The sequence below is a fragment of the Dyadobacter endophyticus genome, from assembly GCF_014641595.1.
GTDB lineage: Bacteria > Bacteroidota > Bacteroidia > Cytophagales > Spirosomataceae > Dyadobacter > Dyadobacter endophyticus.
Window position 1 is genome coordinate 2,143,657 of the sequence record NZ_BMIA01000001.1, and the last position, 22,003, is coordinate 2,165,659.

Below are 22,003 nucleotides of genomic sequence, written 5' to 3' on the forward strand. Positions count from 1 at the left end.
GTTAAAAAAATGTATGGCTACTACCTGGTAAAGCGGATGGGGTTTACAATTTAATGATATAAAACATAATAATTGTCCACCTGACAAAACAAACCCCGCGGAACAGACCAGGCAGCCTCGTTCCGCGGAGTTTTGAAAAAAATGATCAGATCGACGCTTTCGCTACCGGCAAGCAAACCGGTGCTTCGTGCTTTTCCGAATGTTTGAAAGTCAGTTTTTTGATTAATACCTTCTCCGGTGCGGCAGCTCCTTCTCGGATTTTAATGAACTGATTCGCTGCGATATTTTGCAGCTTCTGCACCTTTCCGCTGCCGTTCCAGCGGATTTCGACCTCATCGATCGTCCGAGCCTGCCCCAGCCCGATCTCCCGCTTGAATGGTTGAGAACCGAAACTACCTCCGGAAGACACGACACGGTAGACGCTCCGCTTTTGACCATTTTCAGTGAAGGTCAGCTTAATCCGGGAACCGACGGCCGCCTTGTTGGCCGCTACCCCTTCCAGGTTGACGGAAATCCAGTTATTGGCGCTTTGGCCCGGGTTCATGAAAAATGAGTTCTGGTATGCATCGCCAATGTATGCGCCACCCATTTCGATGTAAATGTCCTGGTCGCCATCATTGTCCATGTCCGCAAATGCTACCGAGTGCCCCTTTTGCAGGCTGCCGACTTTCGCGGAGGTAGTCACATCCGCAAAACCTTTTCCCCCGATATTTTTAAACATTTTATTAGGAATCAGCGACTTGTAGCTCGGATTACCCGTTCCAATGAAAATATCGAGGTAACCATCATTATCAATATCCCCGAAATTACCGCCCATTGCGAAGCCGGTTTTATCGAGTCCCATTGCTTTGGTGACGTTCGTGAATGTACCGTCGTGGTTGTTATGGTAAAGTACCGGCTGGCCGTGGAATTTCGGCGAGTTACCCAGCCGCTCGGCAGCCGCGTAGTAGCTCAATGCATAATCCATCGTGTAATCACCACAGAGAATGTCCTGCCAGCCGTCGTTGTCATAATCCCAAAACCAGGTCGCGAAGCTGCGGTTCTGATCCTGGTCGAGCGTGGCAGCCTGAGTAACATCTTCAAAACTGATCCCGCCGTTGGCGGCCCCTTTGTTCCGAAGCAGAAAACGGCGACCGCTGAGTGTGGAAATAAAGAGGTCGTTCCAGCCGTCGTTGTCGTAATCGCCCGAGGTTACGCCCTTTACAAATGCAGCCACATCCGTTTTCGTCTGCTTGGCCACTTCCGTGAATGTGCCGTTTTTGTTGTTCAGATACAGTTCGCACGGGTGGTAATTGGCGCCGATGGTAGTTTCGTTGCCAATAAACACGTCGAGCCAGCCGTCGTTGTTGAAATCGTTCCAGGTAGCCGTCTGCGTCGGGTGGTGGGAAAGCAGTCCAGCGTCGATCGTGACGTCGGTGAATGTGCCGTCGCCATTGTTCCGAAGCAACGAATTCGGCTGGTCGCCATACGGACTGCCCAGCCACGCGCCGCGCAAAACGAAAATGTCCTTAAAGCCATCGTTGTTATAGTCGGTCTGCGTCATGTGCAATCCCCCGGTGAACTTGCTCAGCCGCGAATGCTCCGACTTATCCGTGAAGGTCCCATCGCCATTGTTTTTGAAATAATGCATCGGCTCGCTAAGGTCCCAGCCCGACATCGCCATATCCAGGAAACCATCGTTATCAAAATCCTCGGTAATCACCCCACCAGCCATGTTTTTGACATCCAGTTTCAAATCCGGCGCGATGTCCTCGAATGGCTTTACAGCTACGGGGTCGTCGGCATCCATCGAGGGGATCAGCATCGTTTTGGGCACGCGTGCCGGGTATTGACCCAAGGTCATATACGCAATGTTAAGCAGCCACAATGCTTCGTAGTCATCCGGTTTTTCGGAGAGCATTCTTTTATAAATATCAACTGTCCCTTTCGACCCTTTGGTATTGCTGTGCACACCCCCATTCCTGATCGGGAGGATGCACGCATCCACAGAATGGTTATTGATACAGTTGATCTGCTCACCAAAGCGCAGATATGCCACAGCCATGTCGTCGGTTACCTTCCGCATGACGCCGGGCAAAGCCATGAACGGGCCCGGATTCCGTTCCAGCTGTCTGAGGATAGCGATCGCATCGTCGGGCCTGCCCAGTTGCAGCAGTATATTGGCCTTAAAGTGCTTTACCCTGAATTGCTGCGCCGCTTCACCTGGCGGTATGGCTTTGAGGAGCGAATCGAGGTAAAGCAGCTGGGCGTCCGGACTGAAATTGTTCTGGTAGTTAAATGCCCTTTGCTTCGACTCCTGCAACAAGCTCAGCATCTTGTCCTCCGAGGTTGGCTTCGTGCACAGGCTTATTGCCAGCGCGCCTGTCAGCAGGACGGTAAAAAGTATAATTTTTTGCCTCATATTCTATGTGTTAGCCTTATTTTTGATAAAACAACGCATACACGCACCCCGCTTACCGACACGGCGAACGGCGGTAAAGGGTTTCTCATGTATGGTGGTATTTCAAAAAAATGGCCTCGGCGGCGGTGACGCGACGCGCAGGCATAGGGAAGGGAAGTTCAGGACGATTCCTTTGAAGCTGGTCGCTGTCGGGATCCAGTCAATCACAAAAAACCAATGCTTCCTGTTGAACGTGAGATAATCCTTTAAGAAGTTTTTGAGCAAATGCGGCGTTTTGCCTTTGCCGTCGGTGACGCCGCCTTTCACGTGCTTGTCTACATGCGAAACGAGGTCGAGGTAACGGTCTTTGGCCGAAAGATCCAGCTTGCATTTCACATACAGGGTGTCGTTCAGCAGCTGTTGTTCTACAATCTGATAAAAATCATCCCCACGCCGCAAACGCCCTTCGGCTTGTTCGGCAACCTGCCAGTCAGTCTGGTAGGGGACCATGATGGGGATTTTCAGGATCAGGAAATCCCCTGGCGCGACAGATCCCGACGAAACTTCGCCACGCTGTCCATCCGCAAAATACTCCCCTATCCAATACACGAGCGGAAAGCCCATGATATTGTAGAGCAGCAAAGCGCACATGAGAATGGAAAAGGCCTTTTTCACCAGTCAGTTTTTATCAAATGTAGGCGTTTTTGTAAAAAAATTCGTCATAAATATTCTATCAATATTTCCATTAATTGCGTGTCTCATAATTTTCCATTGGTGACTTGCAAACACTTACCGGAAATACGATACATTGGGATTCCACTTCCTTTTCAGCCAGCCAAAAACATGAACACCATTGAACTGCTCATCCACCAGAATGCGAACTCCTACGAGTGGACCAACAAGCTCATCGAAAACATACCATTCGAGAAATGGGAGATCATTCCCGACACCATCGAATCCAGCATCAACTGGCAAGTCGGGCACTTGATCGTCAGCCACTACTTTCACACCATCATGGTCATCCGCGGGCATCAAATGGATATCCTGCGCCAATTGCCCATCAAGGATTACAGCGATTACTTCACCATCGCCGGGGCAGCACAGTCCGTCGGCATGTTCACGCCCGAAAAGCTGCTCACCGACTTGAAAATCATGCAGCAGAAATCACTGGAAATCCTTTCGACCGTCACATTGGAAGAGCTTGAAAACCCGTTGGAACCCATTTCTATTCCGCATCCCGTCGCCACCAACAAGTTTGAAGCTATTGATTGGAATGTGAAGCACACCATGTACCACTGCGGACAGATCGGGATTTTACGAAGGGTGGTGAGCGGGCGATTCGATTTTGGGTTGCGGGTGGGGTGAAATTGCAATGTATAACCGGCTTACATAGACTTTTTAGTGGTAGCAAATCGCAAAAAGAAAAATAAGATATTGCAGCCGCAAGCCTAACCGCAATATCAGATGGATGGTTTGTCCAAAAGCAAAAACCCAACGCTCAACTTGCAAGAAAAAATATTGTTTGACGACAAAGTTGTAAGGTGGCGGATAATATGGGTTACAAAAAAATAAAGCCGCATGCGATGACTGAGCAAGAGCTCCGGCAGCTTTGGAAAGAGGAGTATTGCGATCCATCCAGACCTATTTACACACTTGATAATATTCATGTTAAGTTCTTCGAGGACATGTTCGATCATGCCTTTTATGAAAGCGACAGCCGAAAAGCAAGAGACAAATCAATACTGTCGTTTAACAGACTTGAAAAAATGCTTTGGATTAAAGACACTCTGATCGACCCTGACGCAATTTTGAAACAAGGATGGGATAGAGAAAGAAAAAAATATGACGGCGCCCGGCGGGTTGCGTTTATTAAGGATAGTTACGTTGTTGTGATCCGGTTTACGGGATATCTGAAGGCGAAATTTATTACCGCTTATGAAATCCAGTCCCAGCGGACCATTCAAATTATTCAAAATAGCCCGGACTGGACCAACTCTGATTTTTGATTCACGCCACAGCCGCAAAAACAAAAAAACGCTGATTACGGGTTCAGCGTTTGAGACCTTTGTAGGTTCCTTGCTACTGCAAAGAATATTCGAATATATAAAATAATACTGGAAAAGCAAGTGGCTTTGTCACTCCTCACATCAACGCCACATTCCGCCTACGAAATTCCTCGGGCGTAAACCCTGTCTGTTTCCCGAAAAACCTCGTAAAATAGGCAGGTTCCGAAAAGCCCAGTTCGTAGCTGATCTCTTTGATAGGCTTGCGCAGGTACCCGATTTCGCGTTTGGCTTCGAGGATGAGACGCTCGTTGATCATCTGGCTGACAGTCTTCCCGAATGAGGCGCGGGTAAGTTCGTTGAGGCGTTTGGCGCTCAATGAGAGCTGGTTGGCGTAGAAATCAGCCTTGCGCTGCTTGCGGTAGTTGGTTTCGATGGATTCCAGCAGCATTTGCAGCCGCGGATCACCCGCAGAGAGGCCGTCGCCCTCCTTTTGCAGTTCAATGCAATGCAGAAACCAGCTCCGGAGATAGGATTCCAGGATCGCCGGACGTTGGGCATCTTCATATTCAATGCGGATGAGGTCCAGCAGGGCGTTCAGAACGGGCAGGCGGCAATCGGGTATAGTGACGGAGAAATTGGTGGAGTATTTAAATAATTTGAAGATGTCGTTGCCGATGAGGCGCTCGAAAAAGTCTTTGGAAATAGCGATCAGAAAACCGCATTTGTCGCGCCGGTCCATACTGTGGACCTGGTCGGGCAGCAGCAGGAAAACCTGATTGCGCTCGATAGTGAACCGATTGAAATCGATGTAATGCGCCTGTCCGGGCCCCACGTCGGTGAACCACAACATTTCATAAAAATCGTGACGGTGAATGCCGTTAAAAAAATGTTCGTCGCCTTCCTCGATGGTAGCCATCGCAAAAAAGGCATCCCCCATGTCGTGCAGGGGAAATTCCGTGCGCTGCTGTTGGTGATGCTGCTCCTCTATCGACTTGCTACCTGTGTAATCCATATCCCTTTCCCACTTTTTTGCCCGCTTTGCGACCTCAAATATCGGCAGCCGCCGCACATCCTCCAAAACACAAACCCCGCCGGCCAATCAGCTGCGGCGGGGTTTGTAGTACTCCTAAAACCCAAACTATTTGACCTTGACAATGGCGGTAATGGCCCCGCCTTCGACTTTGAGGCCCTGCCTGGCGGCCGCAGTGGCAATATCCACTGTGTACACCCAGCTTCCCGCATCGGTATTGATGCCTACAAAGACGCTCTTTTTGTCATCGCTGACCGTATTATTATTGTAAGAAGCCGACGAAGAAGCGATTGCGTCCGGTGCACCGGTTACCCATGCAAATCTCTGATTGTAAGCATCCGCGATGGCCAGTTTCTTGCTTCCCGATGCCTTGCCCAGATCTCCATACATATAGAGCAGGAACTTGCCGCCCCCCAGATAGGTCTGATTGGCGATTTTGTAGCCACCCGATTTTTCCTGCACATTAAAGAAGTAACTCTTGTCGAAATCCGTCGTTCCTTTCTTGATACGTACAAACGCCGAAGGCTTGGTGGTAGTAGCTACGCCACTGTTGGTGGCCGATGCCGGAGAAAAACCATACACATCTCCGTTTTCATCCACGGACAAGCCATTGTTGAAATACGAACCGATGAAGCTCGTACGGTTGTCTTTGATCACCTTATCGAGCGTCATCGCCGGGTAATTGAACACGGCGATCCAGCTGCTGTCGGGATATGCGGTGCCGAACACGTCGGGAGCAGCGCCTTTGATGCTCATGTAAGGCGCAAAAACCTTGTCGCCTACCTGCGTGGCCCATGTGAAGTGCGCACGCTCGCCATTGCCCGCGAGTTTCACGATGTTCACCTGGGCTTCGCCTACGATTTTCGACTGGTCGGCATTAATGCGGAACCATGAAGCGCTTTCGTTACCGCTTCTCGGAACTTTGATAGTGAGAATATCGTCGCCCGCAGGTGCAAAAACCTGGACAGTTTCACTCTGAAAATCGGAGGTTTTCACCAACCCGCCTTTTTCATCCAATGCATATGTGGTGACAGCACCTGGGTTTCCCTGGCCGTATAGCAAGCTGAAAAACTTGCCCTTATGCGTTAGGTAGTAGCGGTAAGAACCATCCTGCTCGATACCCTGCCCTACCGTGCTGATCGTTCCCTGCGAAAGATCGCCCGTGGTCAGAAGATAATCGGCAACGCCCTGGGAGCCGATTGGTGCCGAAGCTACCACGTAACGTGACTGGCTACCGGTACTCGGTTCCGGCGTCGGGTTGGTCGTATCGTCGTCACTGCTGCACGCGCCCAAAGCGACGCCCACTCCCACTGCGAAAAACCATTTCAAATATGACTTTTTCATTTTCTTACTTTGATTGGATTATTGAATTATTAAAGATTATTTACTGATGAAATAGCGAAATTTGACGTAAAAACCCCTACTAGGCTTCTGCAAGCTGAAATTATCGAACAGCTTTGCGTCGAGCAGGTTTTTGCATTCCAACGAGACATTGTATCTGCCGTCGGCTAGGGCGTACACCAGATTCACATCGTGGCTCAGCTGCTGCGGAATGTCCAGCTTGTCGCTGCCGAGGCTCGGCCAGTAGAGGTAATAGGCGTGTACATAAAGCAGGTTGTAGCCAAGGGTAAGCGTGTTGCCTTTCTTGCCAAGGTCTTTGAAGAAAACGGCAGCATCGGCATTGCCGAACAGGAACGGCATGTTAGGGATACGGTCGCGATAGAGCGGGCTTTCAGTGGTGTAACCTTCCTCGAAGCGCGTATTGTTGCGCAGGTTCTGGTAAGTAAGGTTGACGCCCGCCGTGAGCAGCTGCCGGAACGAGTAGCGCACTTCGCCATCGATGCCGAAGTTGGTCACGTCGGCCAGGTTATCCATTACCTGTTTGGTCTGGTTGGCGTTCAAGCGCGGCCGGATAAAGCCCTGGGCGTCGCGGTAGAGCACATTGGCGTCCACGCTGAACCGGTGCATGCGGTTGATCGCACCATTGTAGCTGAAACCGAGGTTGTAATTGTAGCTCGTTTCCGGATCGAGTTCGATGTTGCCTTCCAGGTTCAGCAGGTCGCCGAAGAGCTCGTCGGTTTCGGGCAGACGGTAACTCTTTTCAAATGAACCTTTTAACTGGAAATTCCTGAAAAGAAAATAGGTGGAAGCGATACCATATCCCAGTTTTTCAAAACCATTCTTTTGAACTAAAAACGCTTCATCGCCCCAGTTGCCCGTGGGGTTGTAAGAGACTGAAAACTTGTTGTTTTGCGAGAAATGTTTGAGAAATAGAGAGGTATTCCAACGCTCGCTGTAATCGAATTTGTAGCCTAATCCCAGCACATTCTTCTTGTTGACGCGCGGCTGCTCATACTTCGCCGATTCAGGGAAAAGCTCGTCCTGGCCTTTGCGGTTAAATGTGTTGAATACATTATTGATCGTAATCGAATGCCGCGGATCGATCTGATAGGTCACATTCGCCGTTGCCAGCCCGTTGTTGTTCCGGAATTTGTACAGCGACCGCTCCCGTTCGCTACCTTTCCCTTCGTATTGTTTGAATTGCTGGAACCAGTTGTAGCGGCGGTATACCGTATCCACATTCTGCTCCTGGCCGAGGTTGTAATTGGCCGAGATATTTACATTCAAACCCTTCACAAACAAATCTTTCTTCTGGTATTTCAAACTCGGCATTACAATGTTGCCCTTGCGGTGCCATTGCCCGAAGACACTCACCATCCGTGCGCCCGTCTGGATTTCGGCCTTGTTCTTCCCTAATGTGATCCCCAGCAAAAGTTTGTCGGCGAACTTCTTGCCCACTACACCCACATTTGCGATCACGGTTTCATTATGGTAAGTATCGTGAAACCTGCGGAGGCGCTGGTTACGGAAATACTCGCCGGTGTTCACGTCCGCGACATCGACGGTGATCCAATAATTGTTGTCCGAATAATTCTGAAATGCATTCAATTGGGCCGTAAAACCATTTTTACCCGTGTAACCCGCATTGATCGTCGTGCGGTGGGTGTTGAATGAGCCGTAGGAATAGGAAGCGTCCAGGTAGCTGTTCTGCCGCGTGTTCGTCACGATATTCACCGCGCCCCCCAATGCATCGGAGCCGAGCCAAATCGGCACCACGCCTTTATACACCTCCACGCGCTCGGCAAGGTTAATCGGAATGTTATTAAGCTGAAATGAAGAACCGAAGTTATCCATAGGCACGCCGTCGAGGAAAAACTTGACCTGCCGGCCCGTGAAGCCGTTCAGCGAGAAATTCATGTTGGAGCCCACGCCCCCGCTCTCCCGTACACGCACCCCCGACACGCGGTCGAGCGCATGGGAAAGGTCGAGTGTGGAATTTTGGAGCTTTTTGGCATCAATAGCCGTCACATTATAAGCCTGGCGGTTAATTTCCTTCGTCTCCGTCCGGCCTATCACCGAAACCGATTCCAGTTCGCGGGTTTCCGAAACCAGTCTGGCATTGTGTTTGAAATGTTCACCGGCTTTAAGGGTAATGTCTTTGGTCTGAGTCTGGTAACCCATAAACGAAACCAGCAGCTTATAGGAACCAGGGCGGACGTGTTCGAGCGTATACGTTCCGTTGGCGCTGGTGAATGTGCCGTGCGAAGTCCCTTTCAGGCTCACCGAAGCGCCGGGAAGCGTCTCACCATCCTCCGACCTGACCTGTCCTGTGAGGATAACATCGGCCTGCTGGGCAAAGGCGACCAACGACAAGGCACAAAGAAGCCCTGTATGCAGAATTGTATTAATTTGCATTGCTTTAAATGTTTCAGCGTTTATAGGTAATGCGCTCCGGCGCAGCAAACTGCGAGGGAATAAGTCCCTTGGCTTTTATTAATAAGTAGACTTATTCTAAATAATGTCGCAAAAGTAGCCGTCTGGCGACAGTTACGCTTATACAATTTGCCGGTTTAGCTGGACAATCTGAACATTAGCCGAAATCGTGTGCAATGTTGCGTCGATTAAAAGCGTAGTGGCCTCCCTGAGTTCTTCCAAACCAAGCGACGCAAACCCGATGCACATTGCGTTCAAGTCCGCACCCGGCGGGTTATGCCGTTTTCCATCCCTGATAAAAAGACCCCGCCGCTGTGCTTCCAGGGCAACACCCGCAGTATCGACCCCGTTGAACCGCACCCAAAGGCACATACCGCCCGTTGGTACCGTAAACGAGACAATGCCCGGCAGGCGCTCGGCGAGCATGGCGCACAGCAGATCCCGGCGTTCTTTGTATAAATTTCTGATCTTGTTCAGATGCCGTTCGACGGCCCCATTGCGCAGCAGTTCCGCCGCCGCCTCTTCCAGGAGGTTATCGCCCTGCAAGTCGACCACATACCGGTGCTGGCCCAGCAAGGCAATGAGTTTGGCCGGAGCGACGATGAAACCGAGCCGAATGGCAGGAGCAAGAATTTTCGTCAACGTGCCGACATATATAACGCTCCCGTTCGCGTCGCGGCTGGCCATCGGCAATGTGGGATGGCTCTCATAGTGAATGTCAAAATCAAAATCATCCTCAATGATTGCGATCCGGTAGGTTTTGGCGAGTTCGAGCAGCCGGAGCCTTCGCGGGGCCGACAAGGTAACCGTGGTAGGATGATGGTGGTGCGGGATGACATAAATGAGCCTCACGGGCGTGCTCCGGCAAATTGCTTCCACGGCGTCGACGTCGATCCCCTCCCCGTCCACCGGCACGCGGCATACGTTAACGCCCAGCCGGATGAACATTTGGGTCACTACAAAAAAACCGGGATCACCCACGATCACCGAATCGCCCGGTTTCAGCAGCAGCGATGCCGCCAGGTACATGCCCATCTGTGCGCCTTTGGAAATAAATACGTGCTCGATGCCGATATTCAGCCCTCTCGTCTGCCGGAGCATGCGAACAACCTCACCCCGCAGACGTGGCGAGCCCTCCTTAGCTGTGTAGGAAAGGTAATCCCGGGCAAATTTCCGCTTGCCTATCACGCGGTACTCCCGCAGGAGCTCGTTCAGAGGGGTTAGTCTTACGTCCGGGAAACCCTCATTGAACACATATTTAAATGCTCCCGACGGATATTTGACCTGCAACTCCTCCCGCATTTCATAGTCAATATCGTAACCGGTTGAAACGGGATAGCCTGCTTCGCGTACCTGCCCCGGCTGCGCCAGCGGGGCAGGTACGGTTCCCGGCATCCGAGGCGAAACAAAACACCCCTTCCTCGGCTTAACCAGGATCCACCCCTGAGCTTCCAGCTCTTCATATGCCGCTACGACAGTATTCCGGTGAAGTTTCAGCGAGCGGGCCAGCTCCCGGCTTGGCTGGATTTGCACACCCGGGCACAAGACACCTTCCCGGATCAGCGTGCTGATTTGTTCAACGATTTGAATGTATAACGGCAAATCTCCCTGCCTGCAAACCCTGATCAGGCTACCGAGCTCAATCATTTCCAATGGTTTAATTCTGGACTAGCAACTATATGGTCATTGGACTATCCGGCATGTGTAAGGCGCATTTATATTTGCCTGATCACCAAAACCCTGAAGAACAATGCGAACTATTATTTTCCTACTGCTGGCTTTCGCCTCCATCCCATCCATTGCGCAACACGAGCATACCAAAGCCGGTGTTACGGCCGATCCGTTCCAATTTCAAGCCGTGCGCAGCGAATGGCTCACCGACGCCGACCTGAAAGGCTACAAACTCGAATCGTCGGTTATGACGATCGCCCCGGGCGCAACGGATACCGTAAGCCACCGCCACGACTGCGATCTATTCGGCTATGTCCTCGAAGGCGAGGTGCAAATTGGCCTGGACCATGCGGCTCCGGTTGCGTACAAAACCGGCCAGATGTTTTTCGAGAAAAGAAACGTCCTTCATTCGCTCGCAGCCAACCCGCTTCGCGACCGCCCCACGCGTGTGCTGCTGCTGTTTCTGATCAAGGACGGCCGCAACGCATACACGCCCGAATATCCAGCCCCAACAACCAAGAAATAATCCAAACCGGCACAAAGAGCAAGGCAATATACCAATGAAGTTGAAACAATTACACAGAATTTCCGGGGTCGCCATCGCGGCGTTTCTCGTTTTACACCTTTCCAACCACCTTTTTGCCCTCGGCGGACCGGCGCTGCACATTACGGTCATGAAATATTTCCGGATGGTGTACCGGTTTCCGCCGGTGGAGGTATTATTACTGCTGTGCGTTACAATCCAGATTATTAGCGGCCTGCGGCTGGTTTTCACAAAAGGGTTCAGAAGGCAGCCACTGTATGTGATAGCACAGGCGGTCAGCGGAGTTTACCTTTCGTTATTCCTGATCAACCATGTCACAGCGGTACTGCTGGCACGGTACGACTGGCATATCGAAACAGATTTTTATTTCGCATCGGGAGTAGCAGTCCATTATCCTGAAAAGCTGTTTTTTATCCCCTACTATACGCTTTCAGTGCTTTGCGCCTTCACGCATATAGCGTGCGCGCATTACGCACGCAGGGTGGAGCTCGCGCGGGTTGCATCGGGGCCGGATGCAAGCGCAGGCTTCAGGAGGGAGGCGTTGTTGATTTTAGGAGCCGGCGCAATAGTTACAGCCCTGATCATGGCATCCTTCACCGGACTGTTTTATCCATTATAGCCTGAATTCGAGGGCACAAAACAACAATAGCCGCACCCGCCGGTAAAATGCGGATGCGGCTACCAAAGCAGTTATTTCAATAAGAATTAGTATTTCAAACTCTTCAAATAAGCGATCGACTGCGGTACTTGTTTTGCGTAGCTAGGGCTTTCATCCTCGATATAGTAATGCTTAAGTCCCGCTTTCCGCGCAGCTTTCAGAACGGCCGGAATGTCGATCTGACCCGTGCCTAATGCAACGTCGTTCTCGACCGGCGTGCCGCCCGACATATTGCCCGTCACCCCTTTTTTCAGATCCTTCATGTGCATGAGTTTGAAACGGTCGGGATACTTGCTGATGAGCGCAGCCGGGTCCTGTCCGGGGAAAAAGGTCCAAAGCATATCGAGTTCGAAGCTGACATATTTCGGGTCAGTGTTCTGGATAATATAATCCATGAGCGTACCGTCGCCGTGCTTTTCGAACTCGTAGCCGTGGTTATGGTAGCAGAATGTAAGGCCGAATTCTTCTTTGAGTTGCTTACCTATTTTGTTGAAATCAGCTACCGTCTGTTGAGCCGCTTCGAGCGTAAATGGTCCTTTATGCGGCACCCACGCCACACGCACGAAGCTCGCGCCCAGCGTTTTGGCATTATTGCCTACTTCCTGCGTCTTGTTTAGCGCGTCGGCATATCCTACCCCGAACGACGAACATTTGATACCACGCTCGTCCAGCAACTTGCGGAGCTCCGCGGCAGTCTTACCAAACAGGCTGGAAAACTCCATGTCCGTAATTTTCAACGCTTTGATTGTGTCCAATGTCGCGGCAGCATCTTTCGAGAGACTTGTCCGGAATGTGTATGAAACTATCCCCGGCTGATCGGGGAACAGCGGCTTTCCTTTCTGGGCAGAGGCCGAATATCCGCAAGCCAATGCCGCCAGGAGCGTTAAATGTTTGATTTTCATGAATAAATGGTGATCAGGTTTTTGAGTTTTTGCGGTTAATGTAAAAAGCGCCGGGCCAGCCTTGCGCCGATATTTAATTGACGAGGAACCTGGCCATTTACCCTAATGCGCCGGTTCTACATCCTCGTTTTTACAACCGCTATTCCTTCGCTTTCAAAAACGCCTCCGCATACCGCTTCCCCAGCTCCCGCGCCGAAGGGGCATCGAAATGCGTGTCATCGCCCTTGTGTGTCAGGCCCGACGCCGAAGCCAGGTAAACGCGTTTGGTATCTTTGGCATAATCAGCAATTACATCGTTAACGAATGCTGCCGCAGGGTTTTTGGCAACATAAAAGTCTCCCAGTGTGCCTACGACCAGCGGTACATCTTCGGTATGCGTATCCCTGCGCAGGCGTTTGAAAAAATCGGCCAGCTTGGCGGCGTAAGCATCTTTTTTCTCAGGTGAGCTGTCGGATTCGCCCTGATGCCAGATAATCCCTTTGATCGTCCCGCGCTTCTGTGCCTCTTTCACACGGGCGAGCATTTCGTCGTAGGCGTAAATGCCGGTTTGCTCATGCCGAACGCCCGGCAGCCAGTCGTCGATGCCGCTGCCGCCTACTGCGCAGGGAATGAGGCCTATCGGGCGGTCGGGATATTCTTTGAGCACTTCCTGCGCGAAGGTCAGGCCGGGACCTACCCCTACTACCGCGGGCTTGTCCTCATGAAGCGGGTCGGTAGCCATTGTCCATTCATTATGGCGGTTAATGGCCCATATTTTGGGAGAATTAGGCTTTGAAGCGGCATCCGTCGCCCCTCGCCCTGCCATATTGGACTGTCCGACAAGGAGATAGAGGTCCATTTGGTCGGGAGGGGTTTGGGCAAAGGCGGTGGAGGAGCCGACGAGCATGCCGAGCAGTATTTTCAAGGTTTTAAGCGTCAGGCTCATTACTAACAGACATTTTGAAATCGATGACATTTAACACAAAAGCAAAGCCGGGCAAATATTTATCCATTAATTTGCCTTACAAATCAAAAGGTCAATGCGCAAGAGCTTCATCCACACCAAACCCCACATTGTACTCCTCCTTTCCTGCCCTATTCTGGCCATCGTGGCCTGGCTAAGGCGCAGTTACGCAGTGGATGTGCAGCTTTACGACACCTATTACATCCTTCGGATCGACCTGATCGCCGAGTTCCTGATCACGATCATACTGATTACCAGCCTCCTGTATTGGCTTACCCGGAGCCGCACCGGCTTTCCGCAACTGACTGCCGCACACGTACTCGCAACAATCGGCATCGCCCTGTACATAATCAGCGCGACGGGCTACCCGCCCAACAATGCGGTTGATACCTGGAAACCGATGTCGCCGCAACAATATCAGGACTGGGAGGATCTAAACACGCGCTTCATGATGGCCGTTGTCACATTCGCGGCCTTTCAAATACTACTAGTCGCTAATTTGATTGTCAAGTGGGTTAAAGGTTAGTCGGTATTATCGGACGTGGCCGGATGGTCGTACGTCAAGGATGACAGAAGCAGTCAGGATAGCCAGAAGCGGTCAGCAGCCACCCACTACCGGTTCAGCCGATCAAGATACTTCAAAGCGTGATCAACGTCCGGCAGGTTTTTGTTCCAATTTCCTTCGCGTTCGATGTAAACGTAGCCGTCAAAGCGCTGGCGTTTAAGCTCGGCGATGACGGCCGGATAGTCGATCACGCCAGTCCCTACCATTACGTCATTTGCTTTGAGGTTCCCCGCGGCGTCGAGGTCTTTGATATGCAGGCATATAATCTTCCCTTGCAGGGTTTGAAGGCATTTCACAGGATCGAGGCCGCTGCGTACCCAGTGACCGATGTCGGCGCAGGCGCGGAAATGCGGGCGGCCCTGCATAGCCATTGCCACGGAATCGGGATGCCAGAAATAGCTCGAACCTTTGGCGTGTTCGTGAATAGCCACCCTGACCTTATAGTGCTCTGCCATTTTCTCGATCGCGTCCCAATGCTGCTTCTGCGGCTCGGCGGTCAGGAACTCAAGGCCCATTTTTTGGGCAAATTCAAAATTAGCTTTCCAATCGTCCTCATTTTTACCGTCGGCGTAAAGCGACTTCATTTTCAGGTCCCGCTTGTCGAGCATACCTTTCATTTTTTTGATCTCCTCGTCGGTCAGTCTGGGAATGGAGTGGCCATTGAACGCATCGCCCAATTTGTGAAAAAAGAAACCTTCGACATACGTTGCATTGATACTGTCGGCTTTATCAAGCGCATCTTCAAAAGAAAAACGGTTGAAAGAATACAATGCAACACCCGGCTTCCATTTCATGCTACCGCCGGGCCCGCCACTACGAAAACTGTATAATGCAAGGGTTGAGGCGATTACAATCGCGACAAAAGCGATGACCGGTGTGTACTTTTTCAAAATGATTTGTATTTAAAATGATTGATTCGAAACAAAACGCTACGATTAAACCAACTTATCGGGCGTGATCGGCAGTTCCCTCACCCGCTTGCCGGTAGCGTGGAAAACCGCGTTGGCAATAGCCGCGGCGACCCCCACGATGGCAATTTCGCCAAGGCCTTTGGAGCCGATCGGGTTGACGTGCACGTCCGGCTTGTCGATGTAATATACTTCAATGGGCGGAATATCGGCATGCACGGGAATATGATAACCGGCAAAATCGGTGGTAACATAGCGGCCAAAGCGGTGGTCCATTTCCGAATGCTCCATCAATGCCATTCCGATCCCTCCCACAACGCCGCCGATCGACTGGCTGCGGGCGGTTTTGTAATTGATGATCGCACCTACATCCGCGCACGTGACCACCCGCGTAACGCGCACCTCACCCGTAAGCGGGCTCACCAGCACCTCCACGAAATGGCAGCCAAATGAATACATCGAATACTGGTCACGCTCCGCGCCCGATTTCGACTCTTCCGTTACTTCGAGTTCATTTAAATGATGGTATTTCAAAATATCCGCATAACTCACCCCGTCCTTGTCGTCAACCGAACCATAGACCTGACCATTTCTGACCACCACCTGGCCCCCTGACTTAAACCGTTCTGACATTTCCCGCGCCAGCGCAACCAACCTGGTCTTCAACGCCTCACAAGCCACGTGCACCGCCGAGCCTACGCTCGGGATCGTGGCCGAACCATTCTGGCCGGGAGCATCGGGCAACGCCGAGTGCCCCAGTTCGAATCGGATCTTTTTTGCATTCACACCTAAAACTTTGGCTGCAATGCGCGTCATAGCCGTGCCGGTACCGGGGCCTATGTCCATCGTCGCGCTTTGGACGATCACAGAGCCGTCGGCCTGTATAACCGCCCTCACTTTCGAGGGGTGCCGGTGGAAACCATACAGGCTCGATGCCATACCGTACCCCATTAGCAGGCCGTTCTGGGTCACCGATCGCGGCGCCTGCATCCTGTTGTTCCAGCGAAACTTTTCCGCACCCAGCTCATAGCATTCCCGCAGCGATTTCGCCGACCAGGGCAAATTCCGCTCGGGATCGGATTCGGCGTAGTTTTTCAACCGAAATTCCAGCGGATCCATTTTTAATGCAAATGCCAGTTCGTCCATAGCCGATTCCAATGCAAACATGCCCGTGGCGTCGCCCGGCCCGCGCATCCAGGTGGGCGTGTTCACATCGAGCGGGAGCAGGCGGTAGCGCGTGGCTACATGCGGGCAGGCGTACAGCGTACGCGACGCGAGAACGGTGCGCTCCAAATGTTCTTCGTACATCGACGTCTGCCCCGTCCCTTCATGCACAATGCCAATCAGCCGGCCATCTTTGGTAGCACCGATATTGATTTTCTGGACGGTATAGGGCCGGTAACCGACAGAGGTAAACATCTGCTCCCGCCCCAGTACCAATTTCACCGGCCGCTTCAACTGCTTTGCCGCCATTACCGCCGCCATTGTATGCGGCCAGACGCGAATTCCCGACCCGAAAGCGCCGCCAATGTACTTTGATATTACCTGCACATTTTCCCGGGGCAGTTTGAATGCCTGCGCCAATTGTCCCTGCGCGGATTTAACACCCTGGTTTTTATCGTAAACTGTCAGCTTGTCGTCCGCTTCCCATACCGCAATGATCGCATGCGGTTCCAGCGGCTGATGGTGCTGGGTTGGAATGGTGTATTCGGCTTCGATCCTGACTTCGGTATTTTCTGACTTAGCTGCCTCGCCGCGCTGATAGTCCTGAAAAGGTGAATTTTTGGAGCGCTGGACATTCAATGCAACACCTGCTTTACCTATATTTTTTTCAAAATGGGTTTGATGGGTTTCCTGCTGATAAGTCACACGCACGAGCGACGCCGCGTGCACTGCCTGCTCACGCGTGCCTGCCACGACCATCGCCACAGGCTGGCCATCGAAATAGATCAGCGGATCATAAAACACCCGGAGTGCCGTGCCCACTGGTACCCGCTCAGCAGGTTGCTTTCGCTCCGGCCAGCCAGGCACAGTAATCGCATTGAGATGGCTGATGACCGCTAGCACGCCAGGAACGGCTTCCGCTTCGCGCGATTCGATGGCCGTGATACTGCCTTTGGCGATAGTACTCGTTACCAATACGGCGTGTACAAGTCCCGGTACGAGGTACTCGGCGGAGTAGGTCGCAGTGCCGGTCACTTTTACAGCCCCGTCGACGCGGTCGAGCGAGGTGTCCGATGCATTATCCAACAATTGTTTTTTCATAGCCCGATCAGGAAATGCCCGCGGCGGTTTTCAATGCAGCAACCATTGCATTGGATGTCAATTTAATCTTATACGCATTACCTTCCAGAGCCTTTGCACTTTCCATTTCATGCTCCGCGACTTCCCTGAAAAGCTGCTCCGACGGAGCTTTTCCCCTCAACATGAGATCGATAGCCCAGTAGCGCCAGGGCTTATGGGCCACACCACCGAGTGCGAGCCGCGCATCCCATATCCGGCCGCCGTCCATTTGCAGCGCCACTGCCACCGACACCAATGCAAAGGCATAGGAAGCCCGGTCGCGCACTTTCAGGTAATGGCTGTGTTTGGCAAATGCATTATCCAGCACCTCAATGGCCGTCACGAGCTCGCCGGGGCCGAGGTTGGTATCCAGCTCGGGCTGCTGGGTAGACAGGCGAAGAAAGTCCTTCATTTGTATCCTCCGCTCCCCGTCCGGGCCATTGACCACCACTACCGTATCCACGGCAGTAAGTGCCACGCACATATCACTGGGGTGAACGGCCAAGCACGACGACTTTTCGATCCCGCCAAAGCCGTTTCCCGCAAAAAAGATGGCGTGTGTGCGATTAATGCCTCCTTCCGCGCCACAGCCGGAGCCCGGCTTGCGCTTGTTACAAGGCAATGCAAGATCGTAAAAGTAGCTGCAACGCGTGCGCTGCAAAAGGTTACCGCCCACCGTGGCCATATTGCGCAACTGCCCCGACGCGCCCGCGAGCAATGCCTGTGCGAGTAACGGCTGGCGGGTCACAACAGCCTTATGTTTCGCAACCTCACTGTTCAGCGCCAATGCGCCGATGCGTAGGCGGTCGTACCGGTGTTCTATTTTCTTTAACGGAAGGTGATTGATATCGATCAGCTTTGTGGGCGACGCGATGCCCCGCTTCATGAGGTCGACCAGATTGGTCCCTCCTGCAATGTAACGCGCTTCGGGGTCGTCGGCGGCCATGCTAATGGCTTCCGCGATTGTTTTCGGACGGAGATATTGAAATGGTTTCATACTTTCAAGCCCTCCATTTTTACTTCGAGAATGGCATCCACAATGTTCGGGTAAGCTCCGCAACGGCATAGATTGCCGCTCATATATTCCCGCACCTCCTCTGCTGAGCCCGCGCACCCCTCACGTATACACGCAACCCCCGACATCACCTGCCCAGGCGTGCAGTAGCCGCATTGAAACCCGTCGTGTTTGATAAACGCTTCCTGCAACGGGTGCAGGTTGTCCCCACTCGACAATCCTTCAATGGTGGTGATTTTCGAGCCATGCTGCATGGCAGCGAACGTCAGGCAAGACAAGGTCCGACGTCCGTCGACATGCACGGTGCAAGCCCCGCATTGCCCGAAATCACAACCTTTTTTGGTTCCTGTCAATCCGAGATTTTCCCGCAGCAAACCCAGCAATGTCATGCGCGGATCAATGGAAATGCGTCTGCGTTTTCCATTGACAGTCAGCGATATTTTCACCTTAGCCGCATTACCTACCGGCCCGTCCTCAGGTGCCAGTGCTGCTTGCAGAAGGTCCGCCGGCGCCATCGAAAGCCCGGCGATGAACATGGATTGTTTCAGAAAAAAACGCCGGGCTTCGTTTTCGGCGTCGGGCGGAGTAGCGTCGTGGTCGATGTCCATCGTCGTTCAGTTCGGTGATTATGTATTGAAAAGGGAGGTAGGTGTGTGATTTACCGGTTGGAAAGTATCAGGAATGGTCAGGCAGTAATCGGGGGTGGTCAAGTGGTGGTCAGGTATGGTCAGAAATGAGTGGCGGGCGAATGCCGTCAGGCATGTAATATTGGTAGTAATATGGCGGATTGGCTTAGTTAAAAATGCCGTCAGGCATGCAACAACAATGCTTTGCTGTTACATGCCTGACGGCATTTCCCGGTATATGGGAGACGGCTTGACCGCTACCAATATTACATCGCTACGGTATGACTACCGCATTTTGATTTTAGATTATTTAAAATCAACTACGTTCCACGTCTTTTCCCTTCCCGCACCTATCTCTGCATTGATCGTTTTGTTTCCGTATTTCAATACCCGTTTCTGTGCATTGGGTGAGACGAGCGTCACGGATTTCAATTTACCATTTTCCCAAACTTCATCTACCGTCACATTACCGCGCGCTTTCAAACCTTTCACCGAACCGGTCGCCCATGCATCAGGTAATGCGGGCAATAGTTCGATCACGCCGGTTTGCGATTGGAGGAGCATTTCGGCTACTCCAGCGGTGGAGCCCATATTGCCGTCTAGCTGAAATGGCGGGTGGGCGCAAAGGAGGTTGGCGTATGAGCCGCCGCCGTCGGCCATGTTGGTACCCTGGTCGGCTACGGGCCGGAGCACGCTTTTGAAAAGTTTGTGCGCACGGTTACCATCCTGCAAACGCGCCCAGAAGTTGACTTTCCAGGCCAGCGACCAGCCGGTACCTTCGTCGCCACGGGCATTGAGGCTCACGCGCGCGGCTTCCGCTTCGGCCGGGGTTTGGGTAATCGAAATTTGCTTGCCAGGGTGCAATGCATACAAGTGTGATACGTGCCGGTGGTGACTGGTAGAGTCGTCGACATCCTCTCGCCATTCCTGCAACTGTTTCCAACGGCCGATCTGCAAAGGCAATATCTTGTCGCGGGTAGCCCGGGCCTTCTGTGCGAAATCGGCATCGATACCCAGCACGGCTGCGGCTTCGGCCGTGTTGTTGAGCACGTCCCAGGCCATTTCGTGGTCCATGGTGGCACCGCTGGAAATACCGCCATGCTCCGGCGAGTACGATGGCGATGAAACGAGCCGGCCTTTGCCGTCGCCGGTCAGGTAATCCATCCAGAACTCCGAAGCCTCCTTCATGACCGGATAGGCCGTATTTTTCAGGAATACCTTGTCATTGGTAAATGCATAATGCTCCCACATATGCTGGCAAAGCCAAGCGGCACCACCCGGGAAAAAGCCCCAGGGGAAATCCCATCCCGGCGAGGTATAACCATAGGCGTTCAGCATCGTATTGACGATCCAACCTTTGGCATTGAAAAATTCTTTCGCCGCCAGACGTCCCGGTTCTACAATGGACCGGGTAAAATCCATCAGCGGTAAATGGCATTCCGAAAGATTGGTCGCCTCGGCAGGCCAGTAGAGCATCTGCACGTTGATATTGGTATGATAGTCGTTCGCCCACGGCGGGTTGGTACTGTCGTTCCATTTCCCTTGCAAGCTCATCGGCATGGTGCCGGGGCGTGTGGACGAGATCATCAGATAGCGGCCGTACTGGAAATAAAGCTCTTCCAAACGGGTATCGGGCTGTCCCGCCGCATAGGCTTTCTGACGCTGGTCGGTAGGAATGGCCGGCGCGGTTGCATTACCCAGTTTCAATGCGACGCGGTCGTATAAATTGTGGTAATCCTTTTGCTGCTCGGCGAGCAATGCGGCGTAGGTCTTTCCGGCCACTTTGGCCATGGTAGCGGCATTGGCCTTTTTGTAGTCGTTACCCTTATAATCAGGGAATTTCATAAGGTAATCGGTCGCCACGGTGTGGATCAGCACAATGGATTTTGCGCCGGTCACGGTTAGCACGCCATTGCTGAAAGCCGTTTTACCGTCGGTATCGATGCGGTAAACGGTTTCGAACTCCTGGTGGTTGTCTTTTAAATGCCCGCCGAATGTGTATTGTTTTTTGTCAAAATGCTCATGGTCTTTCGCATGCGGTGTTACAAAACGGATGGAATACGTTTCCGGCGTCGAGGAAGTGAATTTGTACACCATTACCTTGGAAGGATAATTCCCGAAGAATGTCCTTTCAAAATGGCTCCCGCCGGCGTCGTAGCTCACTTTGCCCAGTGCATCGGAGATATTCAATTCGCGGCGGTAGTTCTGTGCGACGCCTTTGGAGGGCACTTTCACGAAAATATCGCCCACTGTTTGCTGCGCACCAAAATCGGAAGAAGGGGTATTTTCCTTTTTTTCATGAATAACGCCTGTCAGCTCCTTGTTGGCAAGTGCGTGCGCTTCTTTCATTTTCCCGGCTGCGAGTAGTTCGCGTACCTGGGGCAAATGTTTGTAGGCTTCTTTTTTTAAACCAAAATTATAGTCTGCATTCGCTCCCTTGCCGCCCGTCCAAAGGCTGCCTTCCGAAAATTGGATCCGTTCTTCGTCCGTTCCGCCGAAAAACATCGCGCCCACATGACCATTACCAATCGGCAATGCCTGGGTCATCCATTCTTTGGCCGGTTGTTGGTACCATAGCGACAAAGGCGCGGGTTGGGGATTGGGGTTTGGCTGCGCTCGCAGCGGGTTGAATGCGGCAATAGCGCAAATTAGCGGGCCTAGAAATGTTTTCATCAATAATTTTTTGGCAAATAATGGT

General features: G+C 52.1%; 18 protein-coding genes. 5 read left to right on the forward strand and 13 right to left on the reverse strand.

Going from position 1 to position 22,003, the window contains the following annotated elements; all coding sequences use genetic code 11:
* Positions 1 to 145: 145 nt before the first annotated feature.
* Together IEY24_RS08900 and IEY24_RS08905 are read right to left on the reverse strand one after the other, a co-directional pair.
* Entirely contained in the window at positions 146 to 2,401 is a 2,256-nt protein-coding gene (locus tag IEY24_RS08900; protein WP_188930745.1) for a CRTAC1 family protein, read from the reverse strand.
* A gap of 102 nt (positions 2,402 to 2,503) precedes the next feature.
* Complete coding sequence (locus tag IEY24_RS08905) at positions 2,504 to 3,055, reverse strand: hypothetical protein (RefSeq protein ID WP_188930746.1); 552 nt, start codon at positions 3,053 to 3,055, stop codon at positions 2,504 to 2,506.
* A 168-nt stretch (positions 3,056 to 3,223) separates the two neighbouring features.
* Between IEY24_RS08905 and IEY24_RS08910 the strand changes: the two genes are divergently transcribed.
* Both IEY24_RS08910 and IEY24_RS08915 read left to right on the forward strand, forming a co-directional pair.
* A complete protein-coding gene (locus IEY24_RS08910; protein WP_188930748.1) occupies positions 3,224 to 3,745 on the forward strand; it encodes a DinB family protein in 522 nt (173 codons plus the stop codon).
* A gap of 188 nt (positions 3,746 to 3,933) precedes the next feature.
* Complete coding sequence (locus tag IEY24_RS08915) at positions 3,934 to 4,386, forward strand: hypothetical protein (RefSeq protein ID WP_188930750.1); 453 nt, start codon at positions 3,934 to 3,936, stop codon at positions 4,384 to 4,386.
* Between the two features lie 136 nt (positions 4,387 to 4,522).
* On the opposite strand, the gene IEY24_RS08920 is transcribed toward IEY24_RS08915, so the two are convergent.
* The 4 genes from IEY24_RS08920 to IEY24_RS08935 form a co-directional block, all read right to left on the reverse strand.
* Positions 4,523 to 5,398, reverse strand: coding sequence for a helix-turn-helix domain-containing protein (locus IEY24_RS08920; protein WP_188930752.1), 876 nt, complete (start codon positions 5,396 to 5,398; stop codon positions 4,523 to 4,525).
* A 126-nt stretch (positions 5,399 to 5,524) separates the two neighbouring features.
* The gene (locus tag IEY24_RS08925) at positions 5,525 to 6,760 is read right to left on the reverse strand and encodes a DUF4374 domain-containing protein (RefSeq protein ID WP_188930755.1); all 1,236 of its coding nucleotides are present in this window, start codon (positions 6,758 to 6,760) and stop codon (positions 5,525 to 5,527) included.
* A gap of 36 nt (positions 6,761 to 6,796) precedes the next feature.
* The gene (locus IEY24_RS08930) at positions 6,797 to 9,172 is read right to left on the reverse strand and encodes a TonB-dependent receptor (protein ID WP_188930757.1); all 2,376 of its coding nucleotides are present in this window, start codon (positions 9,170 to 9,172) and stop codon (positions 6,797 to 6,799) included.
* A gap of 138 nt (positions 9,173 to 9,310) precedes the next feature.
* Positions 9,311 to 10,837: an aminotransferase-like domain-containing protein gene (locus IEY24_RS08935; protein WP_188930759.1), complete on the reverse strand. Its 1,527-nt coding sequence runs from the start codon at positions 10,835 to 10,837 to the stop codon at positions 9,311 to 9,313.
* Positions 10,838 to 10,940: 103 nt separating this feature from the next.
* On the opposite strand from IEY24_RS08935, the gene IEY24_RS08940 reads away from it, so the two are divergent.
* Together IEY24_RS08940 and IEY24_RS08945 are read left to right on the forward strand one after the other, a co-directional pair.
* Positions 10,941 to 11,387, forward strand: coding sequence for a cupin domain-containing protein (locus IEY24_RS08940; RefSeq protein WP_188930760.1), 447 nt, complete (start codon positions 10,941 to 10,943; stop codon positions 11,385 to 11,387).
* Between the two features lie 40 nt (positions 11,388 to 11,427).
* Positions 11,428 to 12,024, forward strand: coding sequence for a succinate dehydrogenase/fumarate reductase transmembrane subunit (locus tag IEY24_RS08945; RefSeq protein ID WP_229221681.1), 597 nt, complete (start codon positions 11,428 to 11,430; stop codon positions 12,022 to 12,024).
* Positions 12,025 to 12,110: 86 nt separating this feature from the next.
* Here the strand turns inward: IEY24_RS08945 and IEY24_RS08950 are convergent, their stop codons facing one another.
* Entirely contained in the window at positions 12,111 to 12,965 is an 855-nt protein-coding gene (locus IEY24_RS08950; RefSeq protein WP_188930764.1) for a sugar phosphate isomerase/epimerase family protein, read from the reverse strand.
* A 139-nt stretch (positions 12,966 to 13,104) separates the two neighbouring features.
* Positions 13,105 to 13,890, reverse strand: coding sequence for a sialate O-acetylesterase (locus IEY24_RS08955; protein ID WP_229221683.1), 786 nt, complete (start codon positions 13,888 to 13,890; stop codon positions 13,105 to 13,107).
* Positions 13,891 to 13,984: 94 nt separating this feature from the next.
* On the opposite strand from IEY24_RS08955, the gene IEY24_RS08960 reads away from it, so the two are divergent.
* Complete coding sequence (locus IEY24_RS08960) at positions 13,985 to 14,434, forward strand: hypothetical protein (protein WP_188930766.1); 450 nt, start codon at positions 13,985 to 13,987, stop codon at positions 14,432 to 14,434.
* 86 nt (positions 14,435 to 14,520) lie between these two features.
* Here the strand turns inward: IEY24_RS08960 and IEY24_RS08965 are convergent, their stop codons facing one another.
* The 5 genes from IEY24_RS08965 to IEY24_RS08985 all read right to left on the reverse strand — a co-directional run bounded on the left by IEY24_RS08965 (position 14,521) and on the right by IEY24_RS08985 (position 21,978).
* Complete coding sequence (locus IEY24_RS08965) at positions 14,521 to 15,363, reverse strand: sugar phosphate isomerase/epimerase family protein (protein ID WP_188930768.1); 843 nt, start codon at positions 15,361 to 15,363, stop codon at positions 14,521 to 14,523.
* A gap of 45 nt (positions 15,364 to 15,408) precedes the next feature.
* Positions 15,409 to 17,646: a xanthine dehydrogenase family protein molybdopterin-binding subunit gene (locus tag IEY24_RS08970; protein ID WP_188930769.1), complete on the reverse strand. Its 2,238-nt coding sequence runs from the start codon at positions 17,644 to 17,646 to the stop codon at positions 15,409 to 15,411.
* 7 nt (positions 17,647 to 17,653) lie between these two features.
* Complete coding sequence (locus tag IEY24_RS08975; RefSeq protein WP_188930771.1) at positions 17,654 to 18,661, reverse strand: FAD binding domain-containing protein; 1,008 nt, start codon at positions 18,659 to 18,661, stop codon at positions 17,654 to 17,656.
* The gene (locus IEY24_RS08980; RefSeq protein WP_188930773.1) at positions 18,658 to 19,287 is read right to left on the reverse strand and encodes a (2Fe-2S)-binding protein; all 630 of its coding nucleotides are present in this window, start codon (positions 19,285 to 19,287) and stop codon (positions 18,658 to 18,660) included. The genes IEY24_RS08975 and IEY24_RS08980 overlap by 4 nt, the downstream gene beginning before the upstream one ends.
* Positions 19,288 to 19,611: 324 nt before the next feature.
* On the reverse strand, positions 19,612 to 21,978 hold the full coding sequence (locus tag IEY24_RS08985) for a glycoside hydrolase family 95 protein (protein ID WP_188930775.1): 2,367 nt from the start codon (positions 21,976 to 21,978) through the stop codon (positions 19,612 to 19,614).
* Positions 21,979 to 22,003: the final 25 nt, after the last annotated feature.